Here is a 16,183-nt window from a genome sequence, read left to right as displayed (position 1 = left end):
TCAATCGCAAACAGGTCTTAAACAGCACTCCGCGACGCAATTTATACCCGTTGAGCTGCGAAGACTTTTTCTTGACTGTTTCTTGCTTCTCGCGCCTTATCTCGCGGGGCTTTTATCCTTTGAACACCGAGAACCCTAGTTAGTTAAAAAGTTTTTCACTACTTGGGAACCGAGAAACCATCGTCTCAGACTACTAGTGCAGTTGATATCAGCGCCTGTCCATCGCCCTTTGCTGAGCGCCCCGCGAACGTTCAGCAGGGGCCTTCACCAAAGACACTGAAAAGAGCACTACCTATGAGTCGGACGGCTCTGCGATCTTTCATTCAGCGCATTCACTTTTATGGCGGTATGTTCGTCGGCCCCTTCATTCTCGTTGCGGCCTTGACTGGCTGCCTCTATGCCATGGCACCCACCCTGGAGAAGGTGGTGTACCACGACGTCATGTCCGTTCCGGCGGTCGAGCACCCCGTGAGCTTGGAAGAACAAATCCAGGCCGCACAGCACGAGGTCATCGGGGACTACCCCACCTACTCCGGCCTGGGCGAGATGCCGCTACGCCGCTGGATTTCCTCCCTGCACGAAAGCTTCCACTTGGGCAAGATCGGTGAGCTCTACTCGGAGCTGGCTGCCTCTTGGCTGTGGGTCATGGCCTGCGGGGGTCTTTATATGTGGTGGATTCGCCGCCGTCCAAAGAACAAGGCAACCGCGAACGCCGCACACCAGCAGCCCAAGCGCTCTGCCCGCTGGAAGGCCACCCGCCTGCATTCCACCGTCGGTGCCTGGATCTTCATCGGTCTGCTTGGTCTCTCTGCCACCGGTATCACGTGGTCGGGACTGGCCGGCGACAACGTTGATTCCCTAGTGGAGCGCATGCAGTGGAAGGCCACCCCCATCGAGACTGCCCTCCCCGGCACCACCGCTGAAACGCATGAGCACACCATGCATGAAGGTCATGAAGGGCATGGGGTTGGAGGGGCATCGTCAAGCACGAACATAGCTGCCGAGGCCGAGCGCGTCTTCGCCACCGGCCGCGCCGAGGGACTCACCGGCCCGCTACGTATGTACCCACCGGAGGACGCCCACTCCGCCTGGCAGGTCAGCGAACGCTGGGTGGAATGGCGCACCACCTCCGATGCAATTTCGGTAGATGGCGCCACCGGCGACGTCATCGACCGCCAGCCTTTCTCCAGCCTGCCGCTGTTTAGCAAGCTCAGCAGCTGGGGCATCTACCTGCACATGGGCATCATGTTCGGCCTTCCGCTGCAGATTGCGCTGTTTGCACTGGGCCTCGCCACCGCCGCTCTCGTGGTGCTGGGGTACTACATGTGGTGGAAACGTCGCCCACGCTTCCTCCCGACTGCCCACTTCTCCTGGACCACCACAGGACTGGGCGCGCTTTTCGCGGCCACCGTGGGCGTCTTCCTGCCGCTTTTAGGAATCACCTTGGCAGCGTTCCTGATTCTCGACATCGTCCTGGTGTACCGTGCCACCACTCCACGCAGGGAACGCACACCAATCCCGGTGGGATAGTTTAGTGAAAGCCATCACATAGGGACGGGCTTATTAGGTACGGTAGTTTCTTATGACTAACCCACTACTGACCCCCTCTACGCTGCCCTATCAGCTCCCGCCGTTTGCGGAGATCAAGGTAGAGCACTACCGCCCCGCTTTCGACGAAGCACTCGCGCTTCACGACGCCGAGATCGCCTCCATCACCGACAACCCCGCCGCGCCTACGTGGGAAAACACCGTGGAGGCGCTCGAGCGATCCGGCCAGGACCTCGACCGCGTCATGGCGGTCTTCGGCAACCTCTCCGGTACGGATGTCACCGAGGAGATGGAGGAGATCGCCGCCGACATCTACCCGCGACTGTCCGCGCACTATGACGCGATGTACCAGAACGAGGTGCTCTACGCGCGCATCAAGGAGGCCACGCCGCTTGCCGACGACGCAGAAGGCCAGCGCCTCCACGACCACCTCTTGCGCACCTTTGCCCGCAAGGGTGCCGATCTCGATGCGACTGGCAAGGCCCGCCTGTCTGAGATCAACCAGCGCCTTTCTGCACTGTCGGAGGAATTTGGCCGCAACCTCATGGCGTCTACCCGCGAGCGCGCGGTCTCCTTCACCGAGGAGGAACTCGAAGGCCTGCCCGCCGAGCGCATCGCTTCCGCCAAAGCCGACGCTGAGGCGCTTGGCCGCGAGGGCTATGCCATCCCGCTGGAGCTGCCGACCGTGCAATCGGAGCTGAGCCGCCTGGCGCGGGAGGATGCGAGGGGGAGGTTGTATGGGGCGTCGGCAAGCAGGGGATCCGAAAACAACATCCCGGGACTCATCGAAGCCGTCCAGCTACGGGCCGAGAGGGCCGAGCTGCTGGGCTTTGCCTCTCATGCCGACTGCGTGATCGCCGAGGAAACCGCCGCGACTGCCGACGCCGCCCGCACCATGCTCTTCGACCTCGCCCCCGCCGCCGCGGCCAATGCCGAAGGCGAGCAGAAGCTCCTCGCTGAAGAGGCTGAGCTCAACAGCCAGGGATTCACCGCCGCCGACTGGCCCTACTGGGAATCCAAGGTCCGCGCCCGCGACTTCTCCCTCGACGAGGAGGAGCTGCGCAAGTACTTCCCGCTGGACCAGGTCCTAGAGAAGGGCGTCTTTGCCGCCGCCGAACGTCTCTACGGCATCACCGTTATCCCGCGCGATGACCTCGAGGGCTACGCGGAGGGGGTTCGCGTGTGGGAGGTGCGGGACGGTGCCGTCCCGCACGGGGAAAAGGACTCGCACGGGATCGGTCTTCTCCTCACCGACTACTTCGGGCGCCCCGCCAAGCGCGGCGGCGCATGGATGAGCGAGTTCGTGGGGCAGTCCCGACTGCTGGAGCGCAAGCCGGTCATCATCAACGTCATGGGCATCACCAAGCCCGCCGACGGCTCCCAACCGCTGCTGAGCATGGATGAGGTCCGCACTGTCTTCCACGAATTCGGTCACGCCCTGCACGGCCTGCTTTCCGACGTCCGATACCCCACCTTCGCCGGCACCAACGTACCGCGTGATTGGGTGGAATTCCCCTCGCAGATCAACGAGAACTGGGCACTGGATAAGAACTTGGTCAAGGAGTACGCCCGCCACGTGGAGACGGGCGAACCTATTCCGGACGAGCTTCTCGACGCCATCTCCGCCGCCTCCGAGTTCGGCCAGGGATTCGCCACCTCGGAGTATCTGGGGGCGTCGATCATCGACCTCGCGTGGCATTCCCTGAGCGCGTCGGAGGCCGCCGAGTTGGAAGCTACACCGGAGGCCGTCGCCGAGTTCGAGGCCGAGGCCCTGCGCGCGGCCGGGCTAGACAACGAGCTCATTGCGCCGCGCTATCGCTCGACCTACTTCAACCACATCTTCGCCGGTGGCTACTCCGCGGGCTACTACTCCTATCTCTGGGCCGAGGCCCTCGATGCCGATGGTTTCGAGTGGTTCAAGGAGCAAACCAACCTTCGCGAGGCCGGCCAAAAGTTCCGCGATGTCATCCTGTCGAAGGGCGCATCCCGCGACTTCACGGAGGCTTACCGCGAGTTCCGCGGCCGCGACAAGGACGTTGCGCCGCTGCTCAAGCGCCGCGGCCTCGCCGGTGCCTAGTTCCCCGATGGCACTAGTGCCCACCATCAAGGCGTCCGGTGAGCTGCTCCAAGCGATGCCGGCTCGGGCCGTTTAAGCCGACGATGTCCACGGTCTTGCCCTTTTCGTGGAACTTGCTAGTAATGCCGTCCAAGGTAGCAACCGTGGAAGCATCCCACACCTCGGCACCGGTGAGGTCGATGACAATGTGCTCAGCCTCATCGGTGTAATCAAATTGGTACACCAAGTCATTCGACGACGCCCAGAAAAGCTGTCCGTGCAGCTGGTAGGACCGTACACCGTCGACAAGCTCGGAAGCATCCACTCGCACCAAATGAGCCACGCGGCGGGCAAAGCTCACCATCGCTGCCAGCACACCGAGCACTACGCCGACCGCCAGGTTATGCGTCACCAACGTGCCAGCCATGGTCACCAGCATCACCACGGTTTCCGACAGCGGCATAAATTTTAGCGTGCGCGGGTGCACTGAGTGCCAGTCCACGGTGCCTACCGAAACCATGATCATGATGGCTACCAGCGCTGCCATTGGGATCTGGCCAACAATGTCCCCCAACGCCAAGATGAGAACTAGTAGGAAAGAACCGGCAACCAGCGTGGACAAGCGTGTGCGCGCCCCGGACTCGCGGACATTGATCATGGTCTGGCCAATCATCGCGCAGCCTCCCATTCCCCCGAACAGTCCGGTAGCGATGTTCGACACGCCTTGTCCCCAGCTTTCACGGGTTTTGTTGGAGTGGGTATCCGTGATGTCGTCGACAAGCTTGGCAGTCATCAGCGATTCCATCAACCCCACCACGGCCACTGCCAGCGCATACGGCGCAATAATCTTGACGGTCTCCAGATTTAGCGGCACGTTCGGCCAGAACAGCGCCGGCAGCGAAGTCGGTAGATCGCCCATATCGCGCACGCGCGGAACATTAAGGCCCGCCAGAACCACCGCAGCTGTCAACACAACAATCGTCACCAGTGGAGCTGGCACCGCAGCAGTAATCTTGGGAAAGCCCACCATGATGCCGAGCCCCACGACGACGAGAACATAGACCATCCACGGCACATCGATAAGGTGCTCCAACTGTGCTGTAAATATGAGAATACCCAGCGCATTGACAAACCCCAGCATCACGGAGCGTGGGATAAAGCGTTGCAGCTTGGGCACGCCCAACAGCGCGAGCACAATCTGAAGCACCCCGCCCAGCATGACTGTGGCCACGAGATAATCCAGGCCGTGGTCTTGTGCCACCGGTGCCACTACAAGGGCGATAGCACCAGTTGCTGCGGAAATCATTGCCGGGCGGCCGCCAGTAAAGGCAATCACCACAGCCATAATCACGGAAGAGAACAAACCCACCGCCGGGCTCACCCCGGCGAGGATGGAAAACGCAATCGCCTCCGGAATCAGCGCCAAGGCAACGGCTAGTCCGGCCAACACCTCGATGCGCAGTCGCGTAGCTGAGGAAAAGGCATAGCGGAAGGAGGCCACAACACCCATGGGCGCTTCAGTGACCGTGGTAGTTTCAGTCATAGCAATCCTGTCGTTCGTATCCCCCGAGCTTAACCCTCAAGTAGCTTTAGGGTTTTGGACTTGCATAACTTTAACCGCTGCATAGGCGCGCGACAAAACATGGTCCCTAGGAGGAAAGCCATGGCTGAATCTGGCTACAAAATCGGCGAGATAGCCGAGCGCACCGGCATTTCACTACCCACATTGCGCCACTACGACTCCGTCGGGCTAGTCTCTCCCTCTCACCGCAGCCCCGGAGGCTTCCGTCTGTACAGCGAAGAGGATCTGCACCGCATTTTGCTAGTCCGCCGCATGAAGCCGCTGGGGTTTTCGCTGGAAGATATGCGCTCATTTCTTGAGGCCGCTAATTCTTCCACGCCGGCTGCGCGCGAGACTGTCGCTCGCGTCCAACTGGAGGCACGTACGCGCTACGAGAAGCTGTCCAAGCAGCTGGCGTATGCCGAAGAGTTCCTCGATATAGTGAACAACTTGGCTTAGCACCCCCGAGAAGTTATCCACAGATTTCGTGGCGGGCGGGAGCTCGCCCTTGTTGGCAGGGTGCGGCGCTTTTACTCTGAGGTTCATGAGAGTTCAGACGTTCTTCGCCGCCCTCGGCCGCGCCATTGACCTGGTGGCCGAGTGCGCGGGCCTGTCTGAATCTGACTTAGTGTCTTTCGGAGCCACGTCTGCCGACGCCACCGTGTTCCTCTCCCTCCACCACACCTACTTCGGGCACACCTCTTCGACGAAGAAGCAGCGCACGGCGGTTGAAGCCGCCCGCCGGCGCGGGCACGGGCTGGTGACCTTGCAGCTTATCGAGCACTTCGTTGCCAAAGTCCGGGACCATAACAAAGCGTGGGATTTGCGGGTAGAGCTGTGCCAGACCAGCGCGGAGCTGGTGGAAAAGGTAGCGCGCAAGAGACTGCGTCAGATGCGCAAGCCCCGCACGTATGCCGAGCGTGCCAAGCTCACCCAGCACGGCAATGGCCTGGCCACCCTCACGGTAACTGCGGACTCGCTGCAGCTGACCGGTGTCTTTGAAGGCATCGACCAGGAACGCCCCGGCGAGAGTTTCTTGGAGAATCTGGAGGGCGGTGGCGTCAAAACTGAGGTTGCCACCATGGCGGTCCTGCAGCTCGATGACTACGCAGAGCTGCTCAAGGGCAATACCGACAAGGATGGCGAAGAATTCATCGTCCGCACAACAAGTGGCGCGACGATGACCGGCTCGCAGCTAGTGGAGCGCGCTCTGCTGGACAAGGGAGTTATTGTGGCGGTCAGCCGCGAGCATGGCCCACTCGATGTGTTTCGTTTCCAGCGCTTCGCCACGGCCAAACAACGCCTCGCCCTAGCTGCGGAGAACCCGTGCTGTGCGTGGGAGGGCTGCAAAGTTCCCTTTGAGAAGTGCCAAATCCACCACATCAAAGCCTGGGCCCGCGGCGGGCCCACCAACATCCTCAACCTGGTGCCGCTGTGTCCGTACCATAACGGCGTCAACGACGATGACCCCGATGCCCCGCCCTCACGTGGCCGCATGGATCGCATCGGCGGGCGGACGGCATGGATTCCACCTTATGACGCCGCTCCGGTCTTCACCAGCGCCTTCAACTAACACTTCAACTAAACCTTCCGCGAAGGCATTCCGCCACTGCCATGTAGTGCTCGAACCCCGCAGGAAATCCCCTCCTCGCGGGGCCTTCAGCGTGCCGGCTTAGCCGGCGTTGCGCAGCGCGGTGGCTAGGCCATTCATCGTGACCTGGATGGTCTTGGACACCAGGAACTGATCGTCGCCGCGGCGGTAGCGACGCAGCAGCTCCAACTGGATGGCGTTGAGCGGAAGCAGGTACGGGTAGCGCCGCTTGAGCGACCTCGCCTGGCGCTGGTTCTCACTGACCAACTCCGCGTTGCCGGTGACCTTGAGGTAGACCTCGCGGGTGCGTTCAAACTCCGCGGAAATCAGGCTGAAGATACGGTCCGCGGTTTCTTTGTCATCAACCAAGTTGGCATACAGGCGTGCCAGCTGCATCTCCGCCTTGGCCATGACCTGCGCCATGTTGGCGAACACGGAGCGGAAGAAAGGCCACGTACGGTACAGCTCACGCAGCTCCTCCCAGCGCTTCTCCACTTCTCCATCGCCGCTTTTTACTCCGGCCTTTCCGGTTTCTGCTCCATCCGCAGTGGCATTTACTTCTTCTACGCTGGCCAGTCCTACTCCACATTCACCACCGGAGGATTGCTGTACCCACGCTGTCACCGCACTGCCCACGCCGAACCAGCCCGGAATGTTGGTGCGGGACTGTGACCACGACAGCACCCAGGGAATCGCTCGCAAATCCGTAATCGCGGTGGTCTGCTTACGCGAGGTCGGGCGCGAGCCCAAGTTGAGATCATCAATCTCATGCAGCGGAGTGGACTGGGTGAAGTAGGCGATAAACCCGGGGTCATCAACCAGCTGGCAGTACGCCGTACCGCTCAAGTCCGCCAGCTCCCGCATGATGTCGTAGGCCCGCTCGGGATCCGCAATCGGCTCGGTATCCAACAACGATGCCTCCAACGCACCGGAAACGAAAGCCTCCAAATGACGGCGCGCGGTCTCCGGAGCTCCATACTTCGCAGAAATCACCTCGCCCTGCTCAGTAATACGCACCGAACCCGAGACCGCGCCCTTCGGCTGCGCCAGAATCGCATCATAGGTCGGGCCGCCGCCGCGGCCCACCGCACCACCACGGCCATGCGCCAAACGCAGCTCCACGCCGTGGCGCTCACACAGCTCAACTAGGGCCAATTCGGCGTCGTACAGCGCCCAATTCGCCTGCAGATACCCGCCGTCCTTGTTGGAATCCGAATACCCCAACATAACCTCTTGCACATCCCCGCGCGAGCGCAGATGCTCGCGGTACACGGGCACCTGCCAGAGCTTCTCCAGGATGCCAGCACCCGCTTTCAAATCCTCGATGGTCTCAAACAGCGGCACCACATCTACCTGGTTCAGCCCCACCTCCTTGAGCAGCACCATCGGCTCCAAAATATCGGAGACCGTTCCCGTCATAGAGATAATGCAGTGCGACACCGACTTCGGTCCAAAGTCCCGCACAGCGCGGGCCACCGCACGGAAAATCCCCAGCTCCTTGGCTGTATCCTCGGTGAATTCCTTTTCAGTGCCCGGGAAGAGCAGCGGACGATTTGTCTGCAACTCCCGCACCAGCAGCGCGACCTTCTCCTCCTCCCCCAGCCCGCGATAATCCGAGGTAATGCTGGCTGCGGCGAAAATCTCGGTGAGGACGTTCTCAAAGGATTCCGAATTCTGGCGCATATCCAGCGTCGAGAGGTGGAATCCAAACGTGGTCACCGCCGAGCGCAATCGGGCAAGGCGGTCATCGGCGATGATGTCATCGTTGAACTGGCGCAGCGAGCGGTCGATCACATCCAGGTCCCGCTTGAGCTCCTCCGGAGACGCATAGGCGCTTGGCGACGCCTCCCCTTCCAACCTCGCCAGCACCTTCTTCCGGATGCCGAAGATGGCCCGGCGATAGGGCTCGTCAACGCGAGATTTTTCGTCGTTGTGGGCGGCGTCGGCAAGCGCGCCCAGCTCCTTGGAGCTGGAGGAATAGCGGTCTGATAGAGAGAGTTCGCGCTCCAGCTCGCCGAGCTCGTCGGCGTAGTACTGGAGCACCGTCGCCGCGGCTTTGCGGGTGGCATAGGTCAGGGTGTGCTCATTGACAAAGGGGTTGCCGTCATGGTCGCCGCCAATCCAAGAGCCAGGGCGGACGACGGGGGAATCGGGAAGCTGCTGGCCAAAGGTCTCACGCATGGCGTGACGGATAGCGCGGTTGAGGGCGGGGACCTGGTCGAGCAACGAAAGCTTGTAATAGCGCAGGCCGACGTCAATCTCGTCCTCAAGGGTGGGACGGGCGATGCGAATCAGCGCGGTCTGCCACAGTAGCGTCATGCGCAGGTACATTTCCTTCTCGATCGCCGCCATATCGCCGCCGCGGTGTGCTTCCTTGAGGAGGTTCTTGATGCGGGTCTGGGTATCGAAGACGGTACGGCGGCGAGTTTCGGTGGGGTGCGCGGTGAGAACGGGGGCAACGTGCGCACCGCGGATGACGGAGGCGGCGTCGGCGGGCGCAACACCTTCTTCTTTGAGCTTGGCGAATGTCTTGCGCAGGGAAACCGGCGCCTCGACGGACTCGTCATCCAAGTCCTCCGCTAGGTTCGCGATGAGCGCGAAATAGCTGAACGCTCGCGCCACGAGGTTGACTTTGGTGATGTCGAGGTCGCGGAAAATAGCGACGAGATCTTCCGGCTTGGCATCGCCGTGGGCGATGTCGAAGGCCATGCGGCGGGTGGATTCGACGAGCTCAAAGACGTCCTCGCCCTCCTGCTGCGCGATAACTCGGCCGAGCACCCGGCCGAGGAAGCGGATGTCTTCGCGGACTTGTTCTGGGGCGGGTGTGCTCACGGCGAGGAGCCTTTCTGGGAGTGATGTGTTCGGCTGGCACATCTCAATGTAGCCCAGAGCACTATTGGGTGATAGTTATTTGCCGAAAGAGCTCGCGGGCAGAAAGGGGTGCGGACAGAAAGAGTTAATGGGCAAAGGACGCGAGCCACGCGGCGTGGAGGCGCGAGTCGCCGTTTTCTTCCGGATGGAAGCTCAGCGCTGTGACGTGTCCCTGCCTCACACCGACGATCACTTCGTGTCCCGCAGTAAGACGAGTTAGCTCCCCGTCATGCCCGGCACTAGCTGCGCACGCCACACCAGATTTAGCGCTCGCACCCGCACTGAGAACTTCACTGCTGCTTGCCGCGCCACCAGCCGCAGTACCACGCGCAGGGGCAGGCACCGTGGCGATGACCTCGACGCCTTCACCCACGCGGGTAACGATGGGCGCGCGGATGAAGCTCGCCTCAATGTCTAGCGTGATGCTTCGGGCCCCTGTGTCATGAGCCTCGGTGTCGTCATGCGCCGCAGCGTCTCGGGACTCGGTGCGCCGCGTCCCGGCCTCGGAGGCCTCTACATCGGGTCGCTGACTTTGCATCGCGACGGGAACGACGCGCTCCTCGGAGAAGCGTTGGTTCCCGAAGGCGTTGCGGCGCACGGTGACGTCGATAAGCCCCAGCGTCTGCTGGCCCGGCGCGGGGTTCTCCAGGTCGCGAGCGCTGTAGATGAGCCCCGCGCAGGTGGCAAGAACCGGCAGCCCGCCCTCGACGGCTCGGCGCAACGGCTCCGCGACGCCGAAGGAGCGCGCCAGCTTATCGATGGTGCTCGACTCTCCACCGGGCAGAATGATTCCGCCCAGCCCGTCGAGATCCTGCGGCAGGCGCACCCGGCGTGTTTCAGCGCCGAGGCTCTCCAACACGGAGAGATGTTCCTCCACACCACCCTGCAGGGCAAGCACGCCGACGAGCGCTCGCACCGTGTCCGCCGCAGTCATTCCCTTTGCACGCTCTGTGTTCATTGCGCGGTTCATTACGCGCACCGCGTTTACCAGCCGCGCTCGGCCAGGCGGTGCGGGGCGGGGATGTCGTTGACGTTGATGCCCACCATGGCTTCGCCCAGGCCGCGGCTAATCTTGGCCAGCTCGGCTGGCTGATCATAGAGGGTGGCAGCCTTAACGATGGCTTCCGCGCGCTTCGCAGGCTCACCAGACTTGAAGATGCCGGAGCCGACGAAGACGCCTTCGGCGCCCATCTGGCGGACGAGCGCGGCGTCGGCAGGCGTGGCCACACCACCAGCGACAAACAGCACGACCGGCAGCTTGCCGGTCTCCGCAACCTCAGCAACAAGGTCATACGGTGCCTGCAGTTCCTTGGCTGCGACGTAGAGCTCGTCGCGATCCAGGTTCTGGAGGCGCGCGATTTCACCCTTGATGGTGCGCAGGTGCTTGACGGCCTCGGAGACGTCGCCAGTGCCAGCCTCGCCCTTGGAGCGAATCATGGCCGCACCTTCGGTGATGCGGCGCAGGGCCTCGCCCAGGTTCGTCGCGCCGCACACGAAAGGAACGTCGAAATCCCACTTGTTGATGTGGTTAACGTAGTCGGCCGGGCTGAGCACCTCGGACTCGTCGATGAAATCGACGCCCAGCTCACCCAGAATCTGTGCCTCGACGAAGTGGCCGATGCGGGCCTTCGCCATCACCGGGATATCCACGGCGTTGACGATGCCCTCGATGAGGTCCGGGTCAGACATGCGAGCCACGCCGCCCTGAGCGCGGATATCGGCCGGTACGCGCTCGAGCGCCATGACGGCGGACGCACCCGCATCTTCAGCAATTCGAGCCTGCTCCGGGGTCACGACATCCATGATGACGCCGCCCTTGAGCATGTCAGCCAGTCCACGCTTGACGCGCGTCGTGGCGCGTCCCTGTTCAATCTTCTGTTCAGTCATGGCTCACATAGTGGACCAGGAAATTGGTCCAAGACAAGAGCCATTTTTAGAGTGTTGAATTAGACCACTTATGATGGGGTCGTGTCTTTCCGCCTCGATCCATCTGATACGCGCGCTCTGCCGGTGCAGATTGCCGAAGCCCTCCGCACCCAAGTCGCGGCGGGCATTCTGCTGCCCGGAGAGCAGGTTCCGTCAACCCGTTCGCTGGCGCGCGATTTGGGCATTTCCCGAGGCAGCGTGGTTACCGCCTACGAACAGCTCACCGCCGAGGGCTACCTCACTGCGTCGGTGGGCTCGGGCACCATCATCAACCCTCACCTACCCCACGGACGCACCCCACAGCCCGCCCCGGCACCGCGGCCTTCCCCTACCCCACCGCGCGTAGAGTTGACGCCGGGTTTGCCCGATACCGAAGGAATCATCACCCCCGAATGGAGGGCGGCGTGGCGTAAGGCCGCGGTGGATCCTTCCGGCGATCTCCCCCGCGAAGCGGCCGCGCACCTGCGCCACATGCGCGGGCTCACCGTCGACCCGGCCTACGTCGTCATCACCGCCGGCGCCCGCGACGGGCTGTCGGTGCTGCTGCGCGCGCTGGGCAGCCAGTTGCGCGTGGGCGTGGAGTCCCCCGGGTACCCCAGCCTGCGCCGCGTTCCCCAAGCGTTGGGTCACACGCTTGTCGACGTCCCCACCGACGCCCACGGCGTCACCGTCCCCACCGTTGACCTCGACGTTCTCATCGTCACCCCCTCCCACCAGCACCCTTATGGCGGTTCCCTGCCGGCGGCCCGGCGCGCGGAGCTCGTCGAATGGGCACGCAGCAACGACGTGCTCATCATCGAGGATGACTTCGATTCCGAGCTGCGCTACGTCGGCCAACCTCTTCCTGCCCTGGCCGCGCTCGCCCCAGAGCACACCGTCTTGCTGGGAACGTTTTCTTCGGTGATTTCGCCGTCGATTGCCTGCGGCTATCTGGTCGTGCCGCCGAGCTTACGCTCGGCGGTGGATCGCGTGCGGGAGGTCTTCGGCCAGCCCGTCGGCGCAATTCCCCAGGCGGCACTGGCAAATTACCTGGCCAGCGGTGCGCTGCGGCGGCACACCGGGCGGATGCGCCGTGCCTACAAGCGCCGCCGCGACCTCGTCCAAGCCGCGCTGGAAGACGCTCCCGCTACCCTTCTGCCCATCCACGGCGGACTCCATGCGGTGTTGCTATGCGACAACGCCGTGGTCGACCGCGCGGCTTCCCTAGGGCTGACGCTCACCCCGCTCAGCGATTACTGGGGCGGCGTGGCCGCCGAGGAAGGCGTGGTCTTGGGCTTCGGGCATTTGAGCGATGTTGAGCTCGCCGCCGCGCTGGAGCTGGTTAAGCAGGCCCTAGCGTAATAATCCGTGGCGCAGCCACTCTGCGCCACGCTAGCGTTGGCGGCATGAAGATTTCGTTACATGGACAATCCGCCGTGGCCGTCGAAGCGCCCCAGGGCCGCATCATCATCGATCCCGGTCCTCTTTCAGACCTCAGTTGCCTGGATAATGCCGGCGCGGTGCTGCTCACTCACGCACATGGCGACCACCTCGACGTCGACACCGTGCGCGCGAGCGGCCTACCGGTGTGGGGGACGCAGGAAGCCGTAGACGCCATCGGTTCCGGCACCGCAGTCCACACAGGCGAGGAGTTCGAAGTCCTGGGCCTGAAAATCCGCGCGGTGGGCGGGCTCCACGAGGAAATCCACCCCAACATCCCACGTCCGGAGAACCTGGGCTATTTCTTCAATGGAGTGCTGCACCCCGGCGACCAGTGGGTTACCTCGGAAGGACGCACGGTAGACGTCCTCCTGCTCCCCATCGCCGGGCCGTGGGTGCGCGGGGCGGATGCCGCGGATTACGCCATGCGCATCGGTGCGCGCGTGACAGTACCCATCCATGACGCCGTGCTGTCCGACGCCGGCAAGCAGATCACCGACGGCATGCTCCAACGCGCCGGCGTGACCGGCTACCAGCGCCTGCTCGTTGGGGAAAGCATCGACATCCAACAGCGGCCTTGAGCCTTCGCACTGCATGGAGATCTACAGCACACACAGGCCCCCAAACCAACCGCTCGGTCTATTTTTATTCTCGGGCTTGCCTGCGGTTTCTAGAAAGCCACTAACAGCACTGAACCGCTTGGTCTAGCCTTTTGTGACATGAGCACCAAATACGATAATTCCGCAGTCAACGAGTGGTCGTTCGCGACCCGCGCCCTCCACGCCGGCCAGAACCTGGACGGCTCCACCAACGCACGCAACGTGCCGATTTACCAGACCACGTCCTACGTCTTCAACGACGCCGAGCACGCCGCCAACCGCTTTAACCTCTCGGATGCCGGCCCGATTTATACCCGCCTGACCAACCCCACGCAGGATGCGCTCGAGGAGCGCCTCGCTTCCCTCGAGGGCGGCGTCGCCGCCGTAGCTTTTGCTTCCGGCCAAGCCGCCGAAACCGCCGCCATTTTGAACCTGGCCTCCGCCGGCGACCACATTGTTACTTCCCCGCGCCTTTACGGCGGCACCTCCACCCTCTTTACCGTTACCTTGAAGCGCCTCGGCATCGACGTCACCCTCGTCGAGACCCCGGATGACCCAGCCTCCTGGCAGGACGCCGTCCAACCGAACACCAAGGCCTTCTACGGAGAGACCTTCGGCAATCCGGTCGCCGATGTCCTCGACATCCCCGCCATCGCTGAGGTTGCGCACAAGAACCAGGTCCCGCTCATCGTGGACAACACCATCGCCACCGGCGCACTCGCCCGCCCGCTGGAGCTGGGCGCGGATATCGTCGTCGTCTCCACCACCAAGTTCTACAGCGGCAACGGCTCCGCCATCGGCGGTGCCATCATCGATGGCGGCTCCTTCGATTGGACCGTCGAGCGCGATGGCGAGCCGGTCTTCCCCTACTTCGTTACCCCAGACGAGGCTTACCACGGCCTCAAGTACGCCGACCTGGGCGCACCAGCCTTCGCTGTCAAGGCGCGCGCGGGCCTGTTGCGCGATACGGGTGCCGCCATCTCCCCCTTCAACGCCTGGCTGACGCTGAATGGTATTGAGACGTTGCAGTTGCGCGTCGAGAAGCACAATGCCAACGCTCAGGCCGTGGCCGAGTACTTGGAGTCCCACGCCAAGGTCACCACCGTCAACTACGCCGGCCTGGACTCCTCCCCGTACAAGCAGGTCAAGGAGAAGTTGAGCTACGACTACACCGGCTCCGTGCTCTCCTTCGACATCAACGGCGGCCGCGAGGAGGCCTGGGCGTTCATCGATGCGCTGAAGCTGCACTCCAACCTGGCCAACATCGGCGATACCCGCTCGCTGGTGGTGCACCCGGCTACCACCACGCACTCCCAGTCCGACGAGGCCGCTCTCAAGGCCGCGGGCATTACCCAGGCCACGGTGCGCCTGTCGGTGGGCATCGAGGATGTCAACGACATCATCGCCGACCTCGAGCGTGGGTTCTCGGCCATTGGTTAGCCCGATTCCGGAACTCGCGCCCGAAGGCGAGCTCGCCGTCGTCCCCATCGGTGACTTCACCACGGAAGCAGGCGCCGTGCTTGCCGACGCCCACGTGGCCTACCAACGCTGGGGTGCTTTCGCCGGCGACCCCGACGGCGTCAACAACGTCTTGGTGGTTGAGCACGCGCTGACCGGTGATTCCAACGTGGTGGATTGGTGGTCCGACCTGGTCGGCCCCGGCAAGGCCCTAGATACGACGCGCTGGTGCGTTATAGCCACCAATGCGCTCGGCGGCTGCAACGGATCGACGGGGCCGAAATCGTTGCACCCGGATGGCAAGCCGTGGGGCGGGCGCTTCCCGGCGCTGTCGATTCGGGACTTGGTGGAGGCTGAGCACGACTGCCTGAAGCAGTTGGGTATTTCGCGTGTGCACGCGGTACTCGGCGGCTCGATGGGCGGTGCGCGCACGCTGGAGTGGAGCTTGTTGCACCCAGAAAGCGTGTCGGCGGTGTGCGTGATTGCGGTATCGGCTCGGGCTTCGGGGTGGCAGATTGGTATCCAATCGGCGCAGATTTCCGCCATTGAGCGCGACCCGTTCTGGCACGGCGGAAATTACTACCTCACCGATAAGTCGCCGCGGGATGGTCTGGCGGCGGCGCGCCGCATTGCGCACCTGACGTATCGCGGCGAGCAGGAGATCGATGAACGCTTTGGTGCCCAGCCACAGCAGGGCGAAAACCCTTTGGGCCCGCACCGAGAGCTCAACCAGCGTTTCGCGGTGAACTCCTACCTGGATTACCAGGGGGCGAAACTCACCGAGCGCTTCGATGCAGGTTCCTATGTGGTGCTCACGGAGGCGTTGAACCGGCACGACGTCGGCCGCGGACGCGGTGGGCTCATCAAAGCACTGGCGGCATCGCAAGTGCCGACGATGGTCGTGGGCGTGGACACCGATATCCTCTACCCCTATCACCAGCAGGAGCACATCTCCCGCAACGTTAACCACCTGCTGGCGATGGCCAAGATTGTCTCGCCCGTAGGGCACGACGCCTTCTTAACGGAGACTCGGCAGATGAATCGCATCCTGCGCAACTTCTTGTTGCTCTCCGCGCCGAATGGCCTCGATGTGGGCCCTGCCTACGTCGGCGACGAATACTATATCTAAAGAGCCGTGTGGCTCTTTTCAGGAG

Annotated in this window: 11 protein-coding genes and 1 pseudogene; 8 read left to right on the top strand and 4 right to left on the bottom strand. The window is 62.8% G+C overall.

What is annotated here, in order from left to right; all coding sequences use genetic code 11:
* Positions 1 to 294 precede the first annotated feature (294 nt).
* Together CAURIM_RS02665 and CAURIM_RS02660 are read left to right on the top strand one after the other, a co-directional pair.
* Complete coding sequence (locus CAURIM_RS02665) at positions 295 to 1,530, top strand: PepSY-associated TM helix domain-containing protein (RefSeq protein ID WP_201828660.1); 1,236 nt, start codon at positions 295 to 297, stop codon at positions 1,528 to 1,530.
* A gap of 52 nt (positions 1,531 to 1,582) precedes the next feature.
* Entirely contained in the window at positions 1,583 to 3,625 is a 2,043-nt protein-coding gene (locus tag CAURIM_RS02660) for a M3 family metallopeptidase (RefSeq protein WP_201828661.1), read from the top strand.
* Positions 3,626 to 3,638: 13 nt separating this feature from the next.
* Here the strand turns inward: CAURIM_RS02660 and CAURIM_RS02655 are convergent, their stop codons facing one another.
* Positions 3,639 to 5,147: a SulP family inorganic anion transporter gene (locus CAURIM_RS02655; RefSeq protein WP_070530668.1), complete on the bottom strand. Its 1,509-nt coding sequence runs from the start codon at positions 5,145 to 5,147 to the stop codon at positions 3,639 to 3,641.
* A 120-nt stretch (positions 5,148 to 5,267) separates the two neighbouring features.
* Here CAURIM_RS02655 and CAURIM_RS02650 point away from each other — a divergent pair, with 120 nt between their 5' ends.
* Together CAURIM_RS02650 and CAURIM_RS02645 are read left to right on the top strand one after the other, a co-directional pair.
* Positions 5,268 to 5,624: a helix-turn-helix domain-containing protein gene (locus tag CAURIM_RS02650; protein WP_070530670.1), complete on the top strand. Its 357-nt coding sequence runs from the start codon at positions 5,268 to 5,270 to the stop codon at positions 5,622 to 5,624.
* An 85-nt stretch (positions 5,625 to 5,709) separates the two neighbouring features.
* A complete protein-coding gene (locus CAURIM_RS02645; RefSeq protein ID WP_070530672.1) occupies positions 5,710 to 6,738 on the top strand; it encodes an HNH endonuclease signature motif containing protein in 1,029 nt (342 codons plus the stop codon).
* A 99-nt stretch (positions 6,739 to 6,837) separates the two neighbouring features.
* Here CAURIM_RS02645 and ppc read toward each other — a convergent pair whose 3' ends face one another.
* The 3 genes and pseudogenes from ppc to pdxS form a co-directional block, all read right to left on the bottom strand.
* Entirely contained in the window at positions 6,838 to 9,588 is a 2,751-nt protein-coding gene (gene ppc, locus CAURIM_RS02640) for a phosphoenolpyruvate carboxylase (protein WP_236659322.1), read from the bottom strand.
* Between the two features lie 379 nt (positions 9,589 to 9,967).
* Positions 9,968 to 10,561: pseudogene (pdxT, locus tag CAURIM_RS02635) on the bottom strand (pyridoxal 5'-phosphate synthase glutaminase subunit PdxT); the annotation flags it as partial.
* A 50-nt stretch (positions 10,562 to 10,611) separates the two neighbouring features.
* Positions 10,612 to 11,514 carry a pyridoxal 5'-phosphate synthase lyase subunit PdxS gene (gene pdxS / locus CAURIM_RS02630; RefSeq protein WP_049157099.1) on the bottom strand — a complete coding sequence of 301 codons (903 nt, stop codon included), beginning with the start codon at positions 11,512 to 11,514 and terminating at the stop codon, positions 10,612 to 10,614.
* A gap of 81 nt (positions 11,515 to 11,595) precedes the next feature.
* Between pdxS and pdxR the strand changes: the two genes are divergently transcribed.
* From pdxR to metX, 4 genes are all read left to right on the top strand, one after another.
* Positions 11,596 to 12,894 carry a MocR-like pyridoxine biosynthesis transcription factor PdxR gene (gene pdxR / locus CAURIM_RS02625; protein WP_070446434.1) on the top strand — a complete coding sequence of 433 codons (1,299 nt, stop codon included), beginning with the start codon at positions 11,596 to 11,598 and terminating at the stop codon, positions 12,892 to 12,894.
* A gap of 44 nt (positions 12,895 to 12,938) precedes the next feature.
* Positions 12,939 to 13,553: an MBL fold metallo-hydrolase gene (locus CAURIM_RS02620; protein ID WP_070718469.1), complete on the top strand. Its 615-nt coding sequence runs from the start codon at positions 12,939 to 12,941 to the stop codon at positions 13,551 to 13,553.
* Between the two features lie 138 nt (positions 13,554 to 13,691).
* Positions 13,692 to 15,011 (top strand): O-acetylhomoserine/O-acetylserine sulfhydrylase, encoded by a 1,320-nt coding sequence (locus tag CAURIM_RS02615; protein WP_201828663.1) that lies wholly within the window; start codon positions 13,692 to 13,694, stop codon positions 15,009 to 15,011.
* Positions 14,959 to 16,158, top strand: a complete 1,200-nt coding sequence (gene metX / locus CAURIM_RS02610) for a homoserine O-acetyltransferase MetX (protein WP_236659323.1) — start codon at positions 14,959 to 14,961, stop codon at positions 16,156 to 16,158. The genes CAURIM_RS02615 and metX overlap by 53 nt, the downstream gene beginning before the upstream one ends.
* The last annotated feature ends 25 nt before the right edge of the window (positions 16,159 to 16,183 follow it).

The organism is Corynebacterium aurimucosum (assembly GCF_030408555.1).
Lineage (GTDB): Bacteria > Actinomycetota > Actinomycetes > Mycobacteriales > Mycobacteriaceae > Corynebacterium > Corynebacterium aurimucosum.
This window is presented reverse-complemented; position numbering and strand designations above follow the sequence as displayed.

Excerpts from the sequence above, each read along its gene's own strand:
- CAURIM_RS02665 (WP_201828660.1), top strand. The coding sequence starts at position 295 with ATGAGTCGGACGGCTCTGCGATCTTTCATTCAGCGCATTCACTTTTAT.
- CAURIM_RS02660 (WP_201828661.1), top strand. The coding sequence starts at position 1,583 with ATGACTAACCCACTACTGACCCCCTCTACGCTGCCCTATCAGCTCCCG.
- CAURIM_RS02655 (WP_070530668.1), bottom strand. The coding sequence starts at position 5,147 with ATGACTGAAACTACCACGGTCACTGAAGCGCCCATGGGTGTTGTGGCC.
- CAURIM_RS02650 (WP_070530670.1), top strand. The coding sequence starts at position 5,268 with ATGGCTGAATCTGGCTACAAAATCGGCGAGATAGCCGAGCGCACCGGC.
- CAURIM_RS02645 (WP_070530672.1), top strand. The coding sequence starts at position 5,710 with ATGAGAGTTCAGACGTTCTTCGCCGCCCTCGGCCGCGCCATTGACCTG.
- pdxS (WP_049157099.1), bottom strand. The coding sequence starts at position 11,514 with ATGACTGAACAGAAGATTGAACAGGGACGCGCCACGACGCGCGTCAAG.
- CAURIM_RS02620 (WP_070718469.1), top strand. The coding sequence starts at position 12,939 with ATGAAGATTTCGTTACATGGACAATCCGCCGTGGCCGTCGAAGCGCCC.
- CAURIM_RS02615 (WP_201828663.1), top strand. The coding sequence starts at position 13,692 with ATGAGCACCAAATACGATAATTCCGCAGTCAACGAGTGGTCGTTCGCG.
- metX (WP_236659323.1), top strand. The coding sequence starts at position 14,959 with ATGTCAACGACATCATCGCCGACCTCGAGCGTGGGTTCTCGGCCATTG.